Annotated in this window: 14 protein-coding genes; 5 read left to right on the top strand and 9 right to left on the bottom strand. The window is 41.9% G+C overall.

Annotated elements, in window-relative coordinates; genetic code table 11:
* Positions 1-53: 53 nt before the first annotated feature.
* Positions 54-1,133, top strand: a complete 1,080-nt coding sequence (locus ACWPW6_RS02020; protein ID WP_249999727.1) for a hypothetical protein — start codon at positions 54-56, stop codon at positions 1,131-1,133.
* A gap of 80 nt (positions 1,134-1,213) precedes the next feature.
* On the opposite strand, the gene ubiA is transcribed toward ACWPW6_RS02020, so the two are convergent.
* The 3 genes from ubiA to pgi form a co-directional block, all read right to left on the bottom strand.
* Entirely contained in the window at positions 1,214-2,068 is an 855-nt protein-coding gene (gene ubiA, locus ACWPW6_RS02015) for a 4-hydroxybenzoate octaprenyltransferase (RefSeq protein WP_167520930.1), read from the bottom strand.
* A 32-nt stretch (positions 2,069-2,100) separates the two neighbouring features.
* The gene (ubiC, locus tag ACWPW6_RS02010; RefSeq protein WP_249999725.1) at positions 2,101-2,607 is read right to left on the bottom strand and encodes a chorismate lyase; all 507 of its coding nucleotides are present in this window, start codon (positions 2,605-2,607) and stop codon (positions 2,101-2,103) included.
* 258 nt (positions 2,608-2,865) lie between these two features.
* A complete protein-coding gene (gene pgi / locus ACWPW6_RS02005) occupies positions 2,866-4,512 on the bottom strand; it encodes a glucose-6-phosphate isomerase (protein WP_154623878.1) in 1,647 nt (548 codons plus the stop codon).
* A gap of 265 nt (positions 4,513-4,777) precedes the next feature.
* Here pgi and lysC point away from each other — a divergent pair, with 265 nt between their 5' ends.
* The gene (gene lysC, locus ACWPW6_RS02000; RefSeq protein ID WP_154623879.1) at positions 4,778-6,154 is read left to right on the top strand and encodes a lysine-sensitive aspartokinase 3; all 1,377 of its coding nucleotides are present in this window, start codon (positions 4,778-4,780) and stop codon (positions 6,152-6,154) included.
* Between the two features lie 58 nt (positions 6,155-6,212).
* Here lysC and ACWPW6_RS01995 read toward each other — a convergent pair whose 3' ends face one another.
* The 3 genes from ACWPW6_RS01995 to metH all read right to left on the bottom strand — a co-directional run bounded on the left by ACWPW6_RS01995 (position 6,213) and on the right by metH (position 12,148).
* Complete coding sequence (locus ACWPW6_RS01995; protein ID WP_154623881.1) at positions 6,213-7,679, bottom strand: SEL1-like repeat protein; 1,467 nt, start codon at positions 7,677-7,679, stop codon at positions 6,213-6,215.
* Positions 7,680-7,822: 143 nt separating this feature from the next.
* Entirely contained in the window at positions 7,823-8,410 is a 588-nt protein-coding gene (locus ACWPW6_RS01990) for a hypothetical protein (RefSeq protein ID WP_154623882.1), read from the bottom strand.
* Between the two features lie 54 nt (positions 8,411-8,464).
* A complete protein-coding gene (metH, locus tag ACWPW6_RS01985) occupies positions 8,465-12,148 on the bottom strand; it encodes a methionine synthase (protein WP_249999724.1) in 3,684 nt (1,227 codons plus the stop codon).
* A 209-nt stretch (positions 12,149-12,357) separates the two neighbouring features.
* Between metH and iclR the strand changes: the two genes are divergently transcribed.
* The gene (gene iclR, locus ACWPW6_RS01980) at positions 12,358-13,188 is read left to right on the top strand and encodes a glyoxylate bypass operon transcriptional repressor IclR (RefSeq protein WP_004925895.1); all 831 of its coding nucleotides are present in this window, start codon (positions 12,358-12,360) and stop codon (positions 13,186-13,188) included.
* On the opposite strand, the gene ACWPW6_RS01975 is transcribed toward iclR, so the two are convergent.
* The 3 genes from ACWPW6_RS01975 to ACWPW6_RS01965 form a co-directional block, all read right to left on the bottom strand.
* Entirely contained in the window at positions 13,189-14,073 is an 885-nt protein-coding gene (locus tag ACWPW6_RS01975) for an N-acetylmuramoyl-L-alanine amidase (RefSeq protein ID WP_247047175.1), read from the bottom strand. It lies immediately after the preceding gene.
* 801 nt (positions 14,074-14,874) lie between these two features.
* The gene (locus tag ACWPW6_RS01970) at positions 14,875-15,150 is read right to left on the bottom strand and encodes a helix-turn-helix domain-containing protein (protein ID WP_196713961.1); all 276 of its coding nucleotides are present in this window, start codon (positions 15,148-15,150) and stop codon (positions 14,875-14,877) included.
* A 482-nt stretch (positions 15,151-15,632) separates the two neighbouring features.
* A complete protein-coding gene (locus tag ACWPW6_RS01965) occupies positions 15,633-16,415 on the bottom strand; it encodes an N-acetylmuramoyl-L-alanine amidase-like domain-containing protein (protein ID WP_154623062.1) in 783 nt (260 codons plus the stop codon).
* Positions 16,416-16,715: 300 nt separating this feature from the next.
* On the opposite strand from ACWPW6_RS01965, the gene edd reads away from it, so the two are divergent.
* Positions 16,716-18,557, top strand: coding sequence for a phosphogluconate dehydratase (edd, locus tag ACWPW6_RS01960; RefSeq protein ID WP_163860571.1), 1,842 nt, complete (start codon positions 16,716-16,718; stop codon positions 18,555-18,557).
* 26 nt (positions 18,558-18,583) lie between these two features.
* Positions 18,584-19,228, top strand: a complete 645-nt coding sequence (locus ACWPW6_RS01955; protein WP_154623064.1) for a bifunctional 4-hydroxy-2-oxoglutarate aldolase/2-dehydro-3-deoxy-phosphogluconate aldolase — start codon at positions 18,584-18,586, stop codon at positions 19,226-19,228.
* Positions 19,229-19,276 lie beyond the last annotated feature (48 nt).

Raw genomic sequence — 19,276 nt, 5'->3', positions numbered from 1 at the left:
CGTTGCGGTCATTTTTATCACAAACGACGACACTAGAAGAGGATATTCATGAAATGGCTAAGAGGACAAAAATCAACCATCTTATTTGTCTGGTAACACTAGCAATAGGACTGATCATCGGAGGAAGTGTGTCCGCTTCTGTGAGCGAGGTTAATACAAGAACAGCTCCCGTTATAGGGCACGCACCCGTCGTGAGTGATGTGACATTTGATCAGATGACACCAGCCGTCCATGATACCGTCACGGCCACTCCAACGATAACAGATGAGGATCATGACACGCCAGTGACATCACTTTATCAGTGGCAACTGGATGGTAAAGATATTCCAAAGGCCACAGAAAATAGCTATCGACTGGTGCCCGGAGATGGCAACGGGAAAAAACTGACCATCATGGTCACACCGCAAACCGATCCTGCAATCACGGAACCAGCAACTGGCATAGCATTCACTTCATCCCCTATCATCACCCAAGGGCTGGCACCTGAGGCCGTCGCAGTGAAAATTTATGGCAAACCAGAAGTAGGACAATTGCTGACTGGATCTTATCTCTACCATGATAGTGATACCCCAAAAGACCTTGAAGATACCTCAAGCAGCGGTACCCAATTCGAGTGGATTTGTTCCCGTAGCAGTAGTAAAAAAACACTAGCAACAGCTAAGACTTATACCCTACAAGATGCAGATGTCGGGTGTGAAATTTCTTTTAACGTCACCCCTCGTTCAATCAGTGGGATACCGAATACCGGTGCGCAAGCTCAGTCAAAGGCGCTCAATGTGATTAAAGCAGTACCACCACCGGAAATTCGGCTATTTAACGGCAACCAGATAGGGGATCGTTCCGGCCCTGGATACAATATAGAAATAAATTATGTGAACCCTGGTTATGGGGCTCTTAAATCAATAGTATTTCAAGAGCATAAAGGAGGTTCAGAGAAAAATTATCCTTTAGATGAGGTTAAAGTTGGCGAACTCACTAACAGTCATTCACTTGTTACTGATTCTGGAAGCGCTATAAAGTTTGGAAAAAATGCACGAAGTAGTACAGGGGCTATAATTTCTGTTTATGCCACCCTTCATTTTCAAAATGGAAAAAGATTACAAGGCAGTTCGGGTTATATAACACTGGAGTAGCCAAGCAGCATCGTTAATTTAATTAGCAATCTGAGGGGTAATGTAAGTCGCATTACCCCTTTGACTAATCAAAAACTGGTTTACCAGTAACTGACTAAAATCCCGACAAATAAGATAAAACCCACATAATTATTATTCATAAAGGCTTTAAAACAGGGAGCGCGCTCTCTATTGACCATCAGTTTTTGCTGATAAACAAACAATAACGCAGCCAGTAATAACGAAATATAATAAGTGACACCTAAATTGGCGAGTAGCCCAATCGCCACCAGCAAGCCAATCATCACCACTTGTAAGATACCGATGATCAATTTGTCATACTGACCAAATAAAATAGCCGTCGATTTCACACCAATTTTTAAGTCGTCATTGCGATCCACCATCGCATACTGGGTGTCATAAATCACCGACCATAAAATATTGACAAGAAACAGCAGCCAGCAAACCAGTGGTAATGATTCACTAACCGCAGAGAATCCCATCGGAATAGACCAACCAAATGCGGCCCCTAAAACGACTTGAGGTAAATGGCTAACACGTTTTACAAAAGGGTAAACCCATGCCAACGCTAATCCAGCAATAGAAAGCCAAATAGTCATGGCATTCAATGTCAGAACGAGCAAGAACGATAACCCGACAAGGCCAGCAAACAACATTTTGGCTTCTTTTTCGGTCACATCACCACTAGGTAATGGGCGATGTTTCGTGCGTTCAACATGTCCGTCAAAATGGCGATCAGCAAAGTCATTAATCACACACCCTGCTGCCCGCATCAAAAACACGCCAGCGGTGAACACAATCAGAATATGTAAACTGGGTATACTTTGAGCTGCAATCCATAGTGCCCAATAGGTTGGCCATAACAACAGTAATGAACCAATGGGCCTATCAATACGCATCAAACGGCTGTAGGCATGCCATTTACTTAGCGCCATACTTCCCTCCATTTGTCGTGCTCCTTTATTTTTTATCTTTTATATGCAGGTGATTCAGGTAAAAATAGTTCGGTTAATAATAACGGTTTTTCTGATAATCTTAATAGGGAGCGCCGGATCCATCGTAAATTTTGCTGCCCTATATGGATATAATCACGAGTAAGATTATCATGACTGAAAAGATAACGCCCTAATGGAACGGCACCAATGTCAATCAATTGACGATCTTCTCCGGTCAATGTTTCTTGAGGAATCAGGGTTCGCCCAAGCAACCACGGGATATTATCCCCATACATAATGACCTCTCGTAACCAATAATATTCACTGGGAGGCAAACACTGGACTTCTTCTTCACTTAAAGCTTCTTTGGTCACATAACGTTGTGTATAAGGCACGACGGTGACACGTTGGCAGTGCTGCTCTAAGCGTTTTGTCATTGACCCGAGTTCATATAACCAGTCTAAAATATTTTCAGGAACAAGGTTATCCGTTTCTGACAGCCAAGTTATCGAGTGAGAGGTAAAAAGCGTTTCATCCATTACTCATAATTCCACCACTAAAATATGTGGTTGTGCATCATATTGGTTCATACTATGAAGGATATCACGTTGTTTTGCTGTAAGGTTAAAGTTAGCTAACAAATTAGTTAAAAACTCACAAATTAAACATGAATTGTGAAAATTTTTTGAAATAATTTTTAATAACTAATGAGTTATCAACAATAAAAGAATTATTAATATTGAAATGACTAAACCGCAATAGCCTGCTAACTTAGCAGGCTATCACTGATAGGTTAATTAACGCCATGCTTTATAACGATTAATTAATCCATTTGTTGAACTATCGTGGCTACTGACATCATCGGTACTTTCTAGCTCTGGCAAAATACGGCTTGCCAGTTGTTTACCCAGCTCGACACCCCATTGGTCGAACGTGAAGATATTGAGGATCGCCCCTTGAGTAAAGATCTTATGTTCATACATTGCAATTAATGCACCCAATGAATAAGGCGTTATCTCTTTGAGTAAAATCGAGTTAGTTGGACGGTTGCCTTCAAACACTTTATAAGGCGCAACATATTCCATATCTGCTGGGTTTTTACCTTGTGCTGCGAATTCCGCATCAACCACTTCACGAGTCTTACCAAATGCTAGGGCCTCGGTTTGAGCGAAGAAGTTAGACAGCAGTTTATCGTGATGATCACCTAATGGATTGTGCGTTACCGCCGGGGCGATAAAGTCACAAGGGATCATTTTCGTTCCTTGGTGAATTAATTGATAAAATGCATGTTGCCCATTAGTCCCCGGTTCACCCCAAATAATCGGGCCAGTCTGATAAGAGACTTTATTGCCATTGCGGTCAATATACTTACCATTCGATTCCATATTGCCTTGCTGGAAGTAAGCGGCAAAACGATGCATATATTGATCATATGGCAGAATCGCTTCAGTTTCCGACTCAAAAAAGTTGTTATACCAAATGCCAATAAGCCCAAGTAGCACAGGAATGTTATTTTCAAAGGCGGTTTGAGTGAAATGTTTATCCATCGCATGCGCACCTTCAAGGAGTTGCACAAAATTGTCATAACCTACGGATAAAATGATGGATAACCCAATTGCAGACCATAGAGAATAACGACCACCAACCCAATCCCAGAACTCAAACATATTGGCTGTATCAATACCAAATTTAGCAACTTGTTCACCATTCGTTGATAGCGCAACAAAGTGCTTAGCCACATGCTGTTCATCTTTTGCTTGTGCAAGTAGCCAGTCACGCGCGGAATGCGCATTGGTCATGGTTTCTTGAGTCGTAAATGTTTTCGACGCGATAAGAAAGAGTGTTGTCTCTGGATTCAATGTTTTCAACGTTTCAGCTATCTGAGTCCCATCAACATTGGAAACGAAGTGCATATTGAGATGGTTTTTATAAGGTCGTAGTGCCTCTGTCACCATAAATGGGCCAAGATCAGAACCACCAATACCAATATTCACGACATCCGTAATTGCTTTCCCTGTATACCCTTTCCAGTCACCCTTAATGATACGCTCACTGAATTGATGCATCTTTTCTAATACTGCATTGACATCCGGCATCACATCTTTGCCATCAACATAGATAGGCGTGTTGTCGCGGTTGCGTAACGCAATATGTAAAACGGCACGGTCTTCCGTACGGTTAATTTTTTCGCCGCTGAACATACTTTCAATCGCACTTTTCAGCGCTGTCTCTTCCGCCAGCGCTAATAATTTGTCCAGGGTCTCTTCAGTAATTCGGTTTTTGGAGTAGTCCACCAAAATTTGGTCGCCGAATGTCGCGGAAAATTTATGAAAGCGATCATTATCTTGTTTGAACAGGTCACGCATATGAGTCTCTTTCATTTGCGAAAAATGTTGCTCTAGCGCCCGCCATGCTGCCGTCTGGCTTGGATTAATACTCTTCATGGATAACACTCTCCAAAAGATTTGAAATAAAAGTCAATTGTAACTCGCCGAGACATCTCGACCTATCAGTTTCCTGTGATCTAATCATCCTAATGATATTGGTCAATTTTTTACAATTTTTCCAGAGCTTATTACAGCCATCGAGAAAAGCGATAATCAATTAGCCATCATTAGAATTACTGATTTGTATCGATTCTTCATTGACGCCATCGAGCTAACCCGATATTTCTATATAAAAAATAGATTGCCAAAAGGGATTGATACCATGAATGCAGTAGCGTCTTTATCAGAAAGTACCCCGTTCGTTATCGCTAAATTTGGTGGAACGAGTGTCGCCAATTTTGAAGCGATGAACAAAAGTGCTGATATTGTTCTTTCAAATAATCATGTCCGTGTTGTGGTTCTTTCTGCCTCAGCAGGGATCACGAATTTATTGATTGAACTTGCCGAAGGTTGCGACACTGATAAACGTAATGAGCTACTGCAAAAGGTCAAAGACATTCAATACGCAATTATTGATAAGTTACAGCATGCTGACGTTATTCGCGAAGAAATTAATCGTTTACTGGATAATATCGCCCATTTAGCGGATTCCGCTTCACTTGCAACATCAGACGCCTTAACGGATGAAATGGTCAGTCATGGTGAATTAATGTCAACACTACTGTTTGTTGAAGTGATCCGTCAGCGTGGTACCGATTCACAATGGTTCGATGTCCGCAAAGTCATGAAAACCAATGCAAACTTTGGCCGTGCAGAACCTGATTTACAGCAGTTAAAAGAGGCTGCGCGTCAACAATTGCTGCCGCGTTTACAAAATACAGTATTCATCACCCAAGGTTTTATTGGTCAAGACAGCAAAGGCCGTACCACTACCCTTGGCCGTGGTGGAAGTGATTATACTGCGGCTTTACTCGCTGAGGTTCTCGACCTATCTCGCGTTGATATTTGGACCGATGTACCGGGTATCTACACGACCGATCCCCGTGTCGTACCGGCTGCTCAACGTATTGATGAAATTGCTTTTGATGAAGCGGCTGAAATGGCCACTTTTGGGGCAAAAATTCTACATCCCGCGACCTTATTGCCAGCAGTACGTGCAGGCATCCCTGTGTTCGTTGGCTCGAGCAAAGACCCGGATGCAGGGGGGACATTAGTCTGCGATAAAACAGCGAATGCTCCACAATTTAGAGCATTAGCTTTACGCCGCAAACAAACATTACTGACATTGCATAGTTTGAAAATGCTCCACGCACGCGGCTTCTTAGCTGAGATATTCACGATTTTATTGCGTCACAATATTTCTGTTGATTTGATCACCACGTCAGAAGTGAGCGTCGCGTTAACACTCGATACGACAGGCTCAACAGGCACTAATGGGAGCTTACTCACGAACGCACTGATGACCGAACTTTCGACCTTGTGTCGCGTTGAAGTGGAAGAAAATCTCGCGTTAGTTGCTATCATTGGTAATGAGTTATCTCAAGTGAATGGACTGGGTAAACAAATTTTTGGGGCTTTAGAATCATTTAATATTCGCATGATCAGCTACGGGGCTAGCAGCCACAATATTTGCTTACTTGTACCGGGTAACGATGCGGAAGAAATCGTGCGGACTTTACACTCAAATCTGTTCGAATAAGCCATTATTTTATTTTTAACAAGAGGGTCATCACCCAATGACCCTCTTGTTATATCCATCACCGCTTATTCATTATTAATTGAACGTTATCACTGTATTTTAGCATTGATGCTTTCGCTTCTTTATTTTCCTGTAATAGCTGTAAGTTTTTGATCGCAACGGCATTACCTGATTGTGCCGCGCGTTCAAACCACCTCATCGCACGGAAAATATTTTTCTCGCCGCCTAGCCCTCGCGCATACATTACTGCAAGGTTATTTTGAGCCTCACTGATATCTTTAAATGCGGATTGCTGCAAAAGCTCTCGTGCCTTTTGGACATTTTGTTGTACGCCTGTGCCCGTCAAATAAAAAAGCGCTAACTGGTTTTTTGATTGAATATTATTCTGTTCGGAGGCCAATAACCAACTCACGATCTTTTGACTGTCAACTTTAGGTAACTGTCCTTCCAGATACCATTCCGCTAATTTAACTTGAGCCTCGGGAATATCATCATCGGCCATACTCATATACCATTCAATGGCCTTTCCATGATCGGCTGTTACACCACCTAAGCCTTGCTCATAAAATTCAGCCACTTTCATTGCAGCCGCAACAGAACCATTTTCAGCACCTTGCTGATACCAATCGAACGCACTCGGCAGATCTTTACCTATTCCATCCCCTGATTCATAACCTCGCCCCATGGCAAATTGCGCGTCAGCATTTCCCTGTAATGCGGCACGTTTGTACCAATAGATAGCTTGATAATGGTTTTTCTCAATTAAGCGATGACCTTCGTAGTAAAAGTCGCCCATATTGGTTTGTGCTGTTGCTGAGCCCATATTTGCCGCTTGGCGATACAAGTTGATGGCCCGTTCTTCATCCTTTTCAACGCCTTCACCGTTTTCATATAACACAGCCAGATTATTCACTGCGGAAGCTACGCCTTGCTGCGCACTCTCCTCATACCATTCTCGGGCTTTTTGATAATCGACATCTCCGCCTAATCCATCATGGTAGAACATGCCTAGCGCAAATTGCCCATAGGCTTGCCCCTGCTCCGCGGCTTCTGAATACCATGCTTTCGCTTGCTGGTAATCTTGTTTTACGCCATAGCCACGCTCATATAAAAATCCTAGGCCATACTGGCAATAGGCATCGCCTTTTTCAGCCCCTTTACGATACCAACGAGCAGCCTCTGCATATTTTTCCTGATTTTGTGCTAATAGCCCCAAATAATAATCGCCATCGGTATTACCCAGTTTGGCGGCTTTTTTAAACCAAATAGCCGCCTGCTGACTGTCCGCAGGTAAATAGTCCGTACCGTCCATATAAACGAGGCCAATATCCAAAATAGCGTCAATATCGCCGGACTCAGCTTCTTTCAATCGATGAGTAAAATCTTCAGGCAGGTTATTTGAAGGTGAAACTTGAGATGCTGGTAATGATTGTTTTTCTTTGACTGACAACGGTTCTGTTGTCTCAGCTTGCACAAAAGTCACATTGCTCAAGCAAAGCAATACTATTAAAGATCGTAAATTCATTAGCTCTATCCATTCACCAGCGTTATGCATATAACATAACACTCCTAATGGAAAAGAATAAGTGTGCCGAATCTAAAATCGATAAAGAATAGCGTCTATTCGCGAATAAAGGTGGTGAGATAACATTCACCACCTTTGTTCCATTAATTCACTCGATATCCGCCATGTTTACTGGCAAATAAATTAAACTTACCCCATTCAACAAGCATTGACTCCAATGTTTCATGGTTTACTTTGCATAAGTTGGCAATTTGTGACACCACAAATTGGTTTTCCCCGACTAACTCAGCCGAGAAAACTTCAGCAATCCAGCCGCACTCTTTGACCGTCACCAACCAACCATCATTCGTCGCAAACTTATGAACTGGGATCATCCCTTCTTTTGGGCTTTCCTTGGACAATAATGCATCTTCCTCGCGCTGCGCTTGATGAAATGCTTCAATTTCTTCTTGTGAAGGAATAGGCTCAACCACTTTCGCATCTTCTAAATAAAGATAGATTTCCTCTGCTCGAGCCGGTGTCAATTCACTCTTTAGCCAAACTTGATTAAAACAGTGATCACTGAGCATCTCGTCAGTATCCAGCTTATCCATGATTTGCAGAATGCTCATCATCGCGCTCACGAAATCTTCGCTCATGAAAAACGTCTCAGGTGCCGCACTGTTTTGGATTTTATAAGGATAGACCGCCGTATCCGGCAGCCTATCTTCAATCATAAATTCGTAGCTCATCATTCAGCCTCTTTAAGTGTCTTACTGATAAGATGGTGTCGAACTCACTAAAAATCAATCCTCTGGGTCATAACCTAAGTTAGGGGCAAGCCATCGTTCCAGCTCACTCACCGACATCCCCTTACGTTTAGCGTAATCCTCTATTTGGTCACGTTGCAGTTGAGCGACTGCAAAGTACTTGCTATCTGGGTGGCTAAAGTACCAGCCTGACACTGAGGCTCCAGGCCACATCGCGTAAGAGCTTGTCAATTTCATCCCTATTTGATTTTCGACATCTAACAGCCGCCAAATTTTTTCTTTTTCCGTGTGTTCAGGACAAGCAGGATAGCCTGGCGCTGGACGAATACCTTGATATTTCTCACGAATAAGCTCTTCATTCGCTAAATTTTCTTCTGGCGCATAACCCCAATACTCTTTTCTCACCTGCTGATGTAAATACTCAGCAAATGCTTCGGCTAGCCTATCCGCCAAGGCTTTTAGCATGATCTTATTATAGTCATCATGTTGCTGCTCATACTGTTCCGCCAGCACATCCTCTTCTAAACCACCAGTAACGGCAAAAGCACCGATATAATCGGCTTTACCACTGCTTTTCGGTGCCACGAAATCAGATAAACAATAGTTCGGAAACTCTTTTTTCTCTGTCTGCTGACGTAAATTGAGTGCAACTGACTGCACGCTATCACGGGCAGTAGAGTGATATATTTCAATATCATCCCCCACACGATTGGCAGGGAATAACCCTAAAATGCCTTTAGGGGTCAATGATTTCTCTTTAGCTAATTTATCTAACATATTATTAGCGTCACTTAGCAGTTTGCGCGCTTCTTCCCCTACCACCTCATCTTCTAAAATACGTGGGTACTTACCAGCAAGAGACCACGTCATAAAGAAAGGTGTCCAGTCAATATAGTGACGTAATGTCTCAATGGATGCCTTAACTTCTTTTACGCCTAAAAAACGCGGTACTGGCGGTTGATAATCTTGCCAGTTAATTTTCACAGGATTAGCACGGGCGACATCAAGAGAAACCGGCGGTGTTTTGGTTTTTTTACGGCCATGCTGTTCACGCACCACTTCATATTCACGACGGGTTCGTGCCACAAATTCGTCTTTTTGAGTGTCTGATAGTAAAGCAGAAACCACCCCAACAGTGCGTGATGCATTTTGCACATACGTGACGGAATGGCTGTAGTTTGGCTCTATTTTGACAGCGGTATGGGCTTTCGATGTCGTGGCTCCACCAATCATCAACGGTAGAGTAAAGCCTTGGCGCTCCATCTCTTTAGCAACATGCACCATTTCATCTAATGAGGGAGTGATTAATCCTGAAAGCCCGATAATATCGACATTCTGCTCTCGAGCCGTTCTTAAGATTGTTTCACAAGGCACCATGACGCCTAAGTCTATAATTTCATAGTTATTACACTGTAAGACGACACCAACAATGTTTTTTCCAATGTCATGAACATCACCTTTTACCGTTGCGAGTAAAATTTTACCCGCGCTACTTCCCGCTTGCTTAAGCTCTTGAATATAAGGCTCTAAATAAGCAACGGCTTGTTTCATCACCCGAGCAGATTTTACCACTTGCGGAAGAAACATTTTCCCTTCACCAAATAAGTCTCCCACCACATTCATGCCATTCATGAGTGGCCCTTCAATCACTTCAATCGGGCTTGCCGCACGCTGACGTGCTTCTTCGGTATCTTGTGTAATAAATTCAGTAATGCCTTTAACTAAGGCATATTCTAAGCGCTTTTCAACATCCCATGAGCGCCATTCCGCCTGTTGAATCTGTTGTTCATCACTGTTGGTTTTACGGTATTTTTCAGCGAGTTCGAGTAGACGTTCCGTACTGTCATCACGGCGGTTTAAAATGACATCTTCGACCGCCTCTTTTAACTCTGCGGGAAGATCATCATAGATAGCCAATTGTCCCGCATTGACAATTCCCATATCCATACCATTACGGATCGCGTAATAGAGGAATACGGCATGAATAGCCTCTCGCACAGGATCATTTCCTCTAAAGGAAAACGAAACGTTAGACACTCCACCAGAGATCATGGCATGCGGTAATTGCTGTTTGATATCCTGACAAACCTCAATAAAATCGACCGCATAGTTATTATGCTCTTCGATACCGGTTGCTACCGCAAAAATATTGGGGTCAAAAATAATATCTTCAGGCGGAAAACCAATCTGTTCGGTCAACACTTGATACGCACGGCGGCAAATTTCAATTTTTCGTTCGCGGGTATCTGCTTGGCCCACCTCATCAAAGGCCATCACAATAACGGCAGCACCGTATTTACACACTAATTTGGCATGTTCAATAAAGGCGGCTTCCCCTTCCTTCATCGAAATTGAGTTAACAATGCCCTTGCCTTGAATACATTTAAGGCCCTTTTCAATCACATCCCACTTAGACGAGTCGATCATGATTGGCACACGTGCAATATCTGGCTCACCAGCAATCAGATTCAAAAAACGGACCATGGCCGCTTCTGAATCCAACATACCTTCATCCATGTTGATATCAATGATTTGAGCACCATTTTCCACTTGCTGACGAGCGATATCTAAAGCTTCTTGGTAATTACCCTCTTTAATGAGGCGTTTAAATTTTGCTGAACCCGTCACATTGGTCCGTTCACCCACATTAACAAATAATGATCCTTTACCAATATTCAGGGGTTCTAAGCCTGATAAACGACATTCAACAGCAAGTTCTGGCAATACTCTAGGGGGAATTCCTTTAACTGCTTCAGCCATCTTTTTGATATGTAAAGGTGTTGTTCCACAACAACCACCAACAATATTGAGAAAACCCGCCTGCGCCCATTCATGAATTTGAGCCGCCATGTTTTGTGCATCAAGGTCATATTCACCAAACGCATTTGGCAACCCCGCGTTAGGGTGTGCACTCACATAGCACTCAGCAATACGCGATAATTCAGAAACATATTGGCGTAATTCATCCGGCCCCAAGGCACAGTTCAAACCAAATGAAATAGGTTTAGCATGACGTAATGAGTTATAGAAAGCTTCGGTCGTTTGTCCCGATAACGTCCGTCCAGAGGCATCCGTGATCGTGCCTGAAATCATGACCGGCAACGTGATCCCTAAAGCTTCAAATTCGGTTTCAATCGCGAAAATAGCCGCTTTGGCATTTAACGTATCAAAAATGGTTTCGATCATGATCAAATCAACACCCCCTTTGATCAGTGATCGCGTTGATTCGCGGTATGCTTCAACCAGTTGATCAAAACTAATGTTTCGAAATGCGGGATCGTTAACATCCGGAGAAATAGACGCTGTTCGATTGGTCGGCCCCAGTACTCCCGCAACATAACGCGGTTGTTCGGGGGTTTTACGAGTCCACTCATCAGCACATTCACGAGCGATACGCGCGGCGACTTCATTAATTTCAGCAGACAAGGATTCCATTTTATAGTCCGCCATTGCGATCGTTGTTGAGTTGAAAGTATTAGTCTCAACAATATCAGCGCCTGCTTCAAAATATTGGTTGTGGATCTCACGAATGATTTCTGGCTGAGTTAAAACAAGTAGATCATTGTTTCCTTTTAGATCGCTAGGCCAATCCGCAAATCGTTCACCACGAAATTGTTCTTCAGTGAGTTTATGGCGTTGGATCATTGTCCCCATCGCCCCGTCCAGTACTAGGATTCTCTTTTGTAATTCTTGTTCTAACCTACTGATTTTATAACTCACTTTCCCTGCCTCCTAAAAAACAACAACCTTAGTCATAAGTTAAATTAGCGCTATGATAATCCTACCATAGTTTTTAGGTCGAGAAGCCCATGCCATGATGAGAGTTTCTCAGGTTGCATCAGATCTAATTTTTCACTGATCCGATGAGTATTTTGGGGTGAGATCATTCATAATAGAAACAAAAATTCATTCCAGTCAGGAGAGACTTAATGGCGACTGCATCAATCAGTAAAAAAATAAAAAAGGCAAAAGGGCCAGCAAGTGGCGCACCTGCGGCAGGTCAAGTCCAGTCATTAAGTCGTGGACTAACACTTTTGGAATACATTTCTGAATCAACGGGGGGAATTGCTTTAACGGATTTAGCCCTACAAGCAGGTTTACCCAATTCCACCACGCACCGTTTGCTTATGACGCTCGAACAGCATGGCTTTGTACGCCAAACAGGGGATCTTGGATTATGGGTTATTGCTTCTAATGCCTTTATTATTGGTAGTAGCTTCCTTGAGAGCCGTAATTTACTTGCTTTAGTTCACCCTATATTGCGTCGTTTAATGGAAGAGTCGGGTGAAACCGTCAATCTTGCCATTTTAGATCACAGTGAATTCGATGCTGTCATCGTCGATCAAGTACAATGTAATGCATTAATGCGCATGTCAGCGCCGATTGGGGGTAAACTACCGCTACATGCCTCAGGTGCGGGTAAAGCGTTTATTGCCAATCTTCCAGAAGAACAGCTGATTCCTTTGCTGAGTAAAAAAGGCCTCCACGCCTATACACCCTATACATTAACCACCCCTTCGGCCTTAAAAGAAAACTTGCAACAGGCGAAAAAACAAGGGTTTTCCTACGATGATGAAGAGCATGCGTTAGGGTTAAGGTGTATCGGCGCGTGTATTTATGATGAGCACAAAGAAGCCTTTGCTGCGATTTCAATCTCAGGGCCACTGTCACGTATCACCGATGATCGCGTGACTGAGCTGGGTGCGATGGTGATCAAAGCTGCGAAAGAGATCAGCCGTGAATATGGCGCAATCCGTTAACTAATCACCCACATGCTGAACCTGTGGCCGCTCAAATTGGTTAGAAGAGAGAAAACGTGACATATCACGGTACTTTTCAATTAATGCTAACGCAATAGCCTCAGTTTCAGCATCAGCTTTCCCCTCAATATTGCGTGGACGGAAGTGCATTTGAAAAGCACGAATAATCTTTTGTGTCTGCGCATCAAGCTGACCGGATAACGGTACTTCGGCATAACCATAAAATCTCAATGCTTTCTGTAGCAACAACACATTACCGGGTTCATAGGCACTTCGACCCGATAAATAATTTGTGACCGTTGCTGCATCAGGCCAAGCACCAATGCCCTGTTTCGCTAATGTTTCCCAAGGAAAGGCTCTACCAGGATCTTCTTTACGCAATGGCGCAATATCACTATGACCAACAATATTCTGAGCCGGAATATTGTATCGCTGCATAATATCTTTAACTAATGGGATCAACGCTGAAATTTGAGACTGATTAAAAGGTGCCCATGTCTTATTACCTTTTTTGTCAACACTAAAACCCGCATTCACAATTTCAATACCAATGGAAATATCATTCAAGCCACTATGATACCGCCAGTGGCTATCACCCGCATGCCATGCTTTCAGTTCTTCTGGAACTAATTGTAATACGACGGGTTGGTTATCTTTCTGTGTAGGCTGACTAGGGATCAGATAATGGGAACTCACTTGCCCTTTAGTGAGCAAATAAATGGAATAATCATCATTAGAGACAGTGTAATGCAAAACCACATATTGAACTCTCTCACTGGTGTTACGTGATGGATAACTCGTATCAACATAATACCCCTGCCGTGAAGAGAGTGTCGAACAGCCTGAAATAATAAACACAAATAAAATTAATAAATTACGAGTCATTTGTTCAGCCCTTTATGGCGCGCCATCACACCGATACCTATTCTACCTTTTTATCAGATCACAAAAAATATACAAAGCATCAATAGAACGCGAGGTTCGCTGCAAATGGCCTCAAAATGCGGCTACACCGCCTTGAGAATTTTGATGTCCAAATTTTAATATGATGTTTTCTTGAACTCATTGAAGAGTATTAATACATAGACTCGCTATCAATATTTGCCATTTTGATGCTCAATTTCACTTTTATGCAATGAGTCACATCGACTAAATACGGAGATAAGGATTAAGAATTAGCAGTCAATCATTAAGTAGAAGTGCGAGAATATACAAACAGAAAACGGCAAAGCAATGACAAGATAAATCGCGAGGATGTGGAACAACTATTTTCAAACAATGATTATTTATTAAAATATAATAGCAATACAGGGTCATTAATTAAGTAGAAACCGAATGTCAATTAACTTATCTGTCCTTTTAACGCTTAAGAATAACACTGTTAGTGTAAGATTTAAGCGTATCATTCATACTAAAGTAGTACTGAGATTAAAAATATATTTATTGAATAATAACCACTCTATTAAATTAATGGGTTGATATTATTTACATGAGTAACTGATTATTTAACACCAGTTACTCATCGATAAGATCAAACGCCTGTTAAGCATCGATGACCGAGCATATTGACTATCTTAGGTACAAAGAGGGATCTTGCCTCACGCTTAAGAAGCTTATTCAATTTCACACTAATTAATTATATTAATAAATATTAGATAGGAATAGTAATATAATGAATACAATATCCTATCTTATTGTTGAATAAATCGTCCGTTTTTCGTGCTCAATTTCGTTCGTGATGATACTCATGATATCTTTTATATCGATATCTAAAAAAACAACAATTTCAATAAGTTTATCTAAACTTAGCTTATTCACTCCACGCTCATAACGCGAAACTTGTTGCTGACTTAAATTAATAATATCGGCTAATTCGTTACCCGATAGCCCTCTTTTCATTCTTGCTTGCCGCAAATGATGACCTAATAAGGTATACACATCTTCTCTTTCTCTTATAGCCATACCCCTCTCCTAGAAAAAGAAATAAATAATTATTTTTTTATATTTTCTATTATAGGATCTCCATTTTTTATTAAAAATAGTTATCAACAATCAAACTTTAATAAATTGATAGATGATAATTATCATTTAACGTTTTTAAACTCTCATCTCTATTTTTTAAAAAGCAATTCATTGCTTTTTAATCATTTTTTATTTTCATAATCTTTTGAAATATTTTTATAGTTAATTATTTATACTTAACTTATTCATAACTGTTTACACTTTAAATAAGTCTAGAAATAGTTAGACACTTAAAACAATATTTCTAAAAACAAAAAATAGCTAATAACATATTTATAATATGACATAGATCATGATTTTAAATTCAATAGTAATAAAAGCCTCAGGAGTAAAAAACTTAACGCCAATAGAAATAAATGCTTCCCCTAACTTAAAATCAAACGATCACACACAAACCAATGTTATGTTTTTAAAATACCCTCTTAACCAAAATTGACGCCTTTCGACCTTATAACGATGATCCCCACTTTATCTTGTAAGTAGCGGTTTAACTCTACATCCACAACTTTTAAATTTAATTTCAACGAGGATGCATTTCTAAAATAGATTTTATTGCCTTCACGAATCGCAATACCGACATGACTCACATCCAATTCCGGTTTATTCGAGTAAATACCAATATAGTCACCTGTTTGGAGTTTTTTCAGAACAGCCTCATCAATATACTGAGTTGGAATATAACTGATCGTTCGTGATGTAACAGGGAGGCCTTGAATCAGCAATTGGCCATTGCCTTTTTGATTCAAATGCTTATGTACTTGTATCGTATGAGGGCTAATCTCCTGAGTCATATCAGACATCGCTTCATCAGCGGCCAACAGCCAATCAGTAAAAAAATGTCGCCGAGTGATATAGGCGATATTTTCTTCGCGGTATCGAGTCTTTTTTAAATTAGAAATAAAATCATCATAATTATCTGACTGCTTTAATGCTTCGGTATACTCAATGAATGTCATACAATCCATTGATTTTAAATTGACAACCAAGCTTTCCTTCTCTGAATCATGCGAATTCAACGTACGGTCATTATACGGTGTGCCTAGGAACATGGCTGTTATTAATTTCACGCGCTGCTCAGAGTCGAGCCCTTTGATATTATGTTGGATATCCTTCAATATTGATAACGACCCTGATTCTAAGACCGTTTCAGCCTTCGTTACCGAGCACATTAACACTAAAGCCACCGCAATAAATCGTTTAAGCATTGTATTCCTATTATTGGTGTTTTTATGAATAGAACGATATCTATCACTAGACAACAAATATCAGCGTAAATTCAGCCGCACAGCAATAAAACAACACCGTTTCACCTTTTCCTGAGACCTCAATAATCTTGATTCAGATCACAGATAGCTCGAAATTTGCATATCATCCATTGCAACTCTTACGATTTCAATAAACAATGTTACCGGTAACATTTGGTGTAAAAAGAATATCATCAACACACTGAGTCGATAAAAACAGTGTTGGCTGATAGTAAAATCTCTATTGTGAGGTCTGTAATTATGAGCAATTCCAAAAAGATAGCGAGTAGCGTTCATCCAGAAATAATGCGAATAACCAAGCGTATTATCGAACGTTCAAAAAACACAAGGGAACAGTATCTACACAAAATTGAACAAGCTCAGCGTACAACAGTGCATCGTGCTGAGCTCGCTTGTGGTAATCTCGCCCATGGTTTTGCTGCCTGCCAACCTGAAGATAAAAACATCCTCAAGAGCCTGACACACTCCGATATCGCGATTATTAACGCCTACAATGACATGCTATCCGCCCATCGCCCTTACGATACCTATCCAGAGCGCTTGAAAGCCGCATTACGTGAATCGGGTGCTATTGGCCAAGTCGCTGCGGGTGTACCTGCAATGTGTGATGGTGTGACCCAAGGTCAGGATGGTATGGAACTCTCTTTACTCAGCCGTGATGTCATTGCAATGTCCACCGCAATAGGGCTTTCACACAACATGTTCGATGGCGCTTTATATCTTGGTATTTGCGATAAAATTGTTCCGGGCCTCATGATAGGCGCCTTATCTTTCGGGCACCTACCGGCCATTTTTGTTCCAGCAGGGCCTATGACCACAGGGCTACCAAATAAAGAAAAAGTGAGGATCCGCCAGCAATATGTTGAAGGGAAAGTCGATCGCAGTGCTTTACTCGAAGCAGAAGCGGCCTCTTATCACAGTATAGGCACCTGTACCTTCTACGGCACGGCTAACTCTAATCAAATGGTCATGGAGGTGATGGGGCTTCATTTACCCGGTTCATCATTTGTGCAGCCTGACACACCATTACGCCATGCTTTAACAGATGCCGCGGCTCGCCAAATTACTCGCCTAACCAAACAGTCAGGCAACTACCTACCTATCGGACAGCTAGTTGATGAAAAAGTGATTGTGAATGGCATCATAGCCTTACTCGCAACAGGAGGCTCAACCAATTTAACGATGCACCTGATTGCTATCGCTAAGGCCGCAGGTATTATGATTAATTGGGATGATTTCTCTGAATTATCCGCCATTATTCCCTTAATCTGTCGTATCTATCCGAACGGACAAGCGGATATCAACCAATTTCAAGCGGCAGGCGGAGTTGCCCTGCTTGTTCATCAGCTGCTATCAAAAGGCCTACTTCATCATGATGTTAATACCGTTGCTGGTTATGGCCTTTCACACTACACCTTGGAACCATGGCTAAATAATGGGCAGTTAGAGTGGCGTGATGGTGCCAAAACCTCTTTTGACTTACAAGTCATCGCAGATATTCATCACCCCTTTTCTCAGCATGGCGGCACAAAGGTACTCTCTGGTAACTTAGGACGTGCGGTAATGAAAACGTCCGCTATACCTGAAGAAAACCAAATAATTGAAGCGCCTGCCGTCGTATTTAATGATCAACACGCTATCCTCCCCGTTTTTGAATCCGGAGCATTGAATCGCGATTGTGTCATTATCGTTCGTTTCCAAGGCCCATCTGCAAATGGTATGCCTGAACTCCATAAATTAATGCCACCATTAGGTGTTTTAATGGACCGAGGCTATCAAGTCGCCTTGGTTACAGATGGTCGTTTATCTGGCGCATCAGGCAAAGTTCCATCAGCCATTCATGTCACTCCTGAAGCCAACAAAGGGGGCTTGCTCGCCAAAGTACAAGATGGAGATATGATACGTGTTAATGGTCTAACGGGTGAGCTAACGCTATTAGTCGATGAACATGAACTTGCGAAACGTCAAGCGTATCAACCTGATTTAAGTACCCAATATTCAGGTTGTGGCAGAGAACTATTTGGTGCACTGCGCCAGCATTGTTCGGGTGCGGAAGAAGGCGCTTGTAGTCTCAATTTTTAACTGTTTCAGTGGATTAGGAAAAGATTATGCAAAATTGGAAATTGTCGGCTGAGGATGTACTAAATACAGGTCCTGTCGTTCCCGTTATCGTCATTAATCAACTTGAGCACGCAATCCCTCTTGCAAAAGCACTCGTCAAAGGGGGGATTAAAGTACTCGAAGTGACGCTACGAACAGAATGTGCCATTGACGCGATTCGGCTTATCGCAAAAGAAGTTCCGGAAGCCATTATTGGTGCAGGCACTGTAATTAACGTTCAACAACTTGAAGCAGTCACCGAAGCTGGAGCGCAATTTGCTATTAGCCCAGGGCTAACGGAAGAGTTACTCTGTGCGGCAACTCAGGGCTGTATTCCTTTAATTCCAGGTATATCCACCGTTTCTGAATTAATGCTTGGAATGAATCATGGTTTGAAGGCGTTTAAGTTCTTTCCTGCTGAAGCTAATGGCGGAATTAAAGCTCTGCAAGCCATCGCTGGCCCGTTCCCGCAAGTAAAATTCTGCCCGACGGGAGGGATATCTCCTGCCAATTATCGCGATTACCTCGCATTAAAAAGCGTACTATGCATTGGCGGCTCATGGCTAGTACCAGAGGATGCCTTGAAAGCCGGTGACTATCCGCGCATCACTCAATTAGCTGAAGAAGCCATTAAGGGCGCTAAGCTAGCATAAAATCTATACCGAGCCAGAGTTGATGACGACAGTGGCTCGGTATCTTAA

This window comes from Providencia sp. Marseille-Q8014, assembly GCF_965112055.1.
The sequence above is the reverse complement of the archived record's forward strand: the minus strand, read 5'-3'. Positions and strand labels throughout refer to the sequence as shown.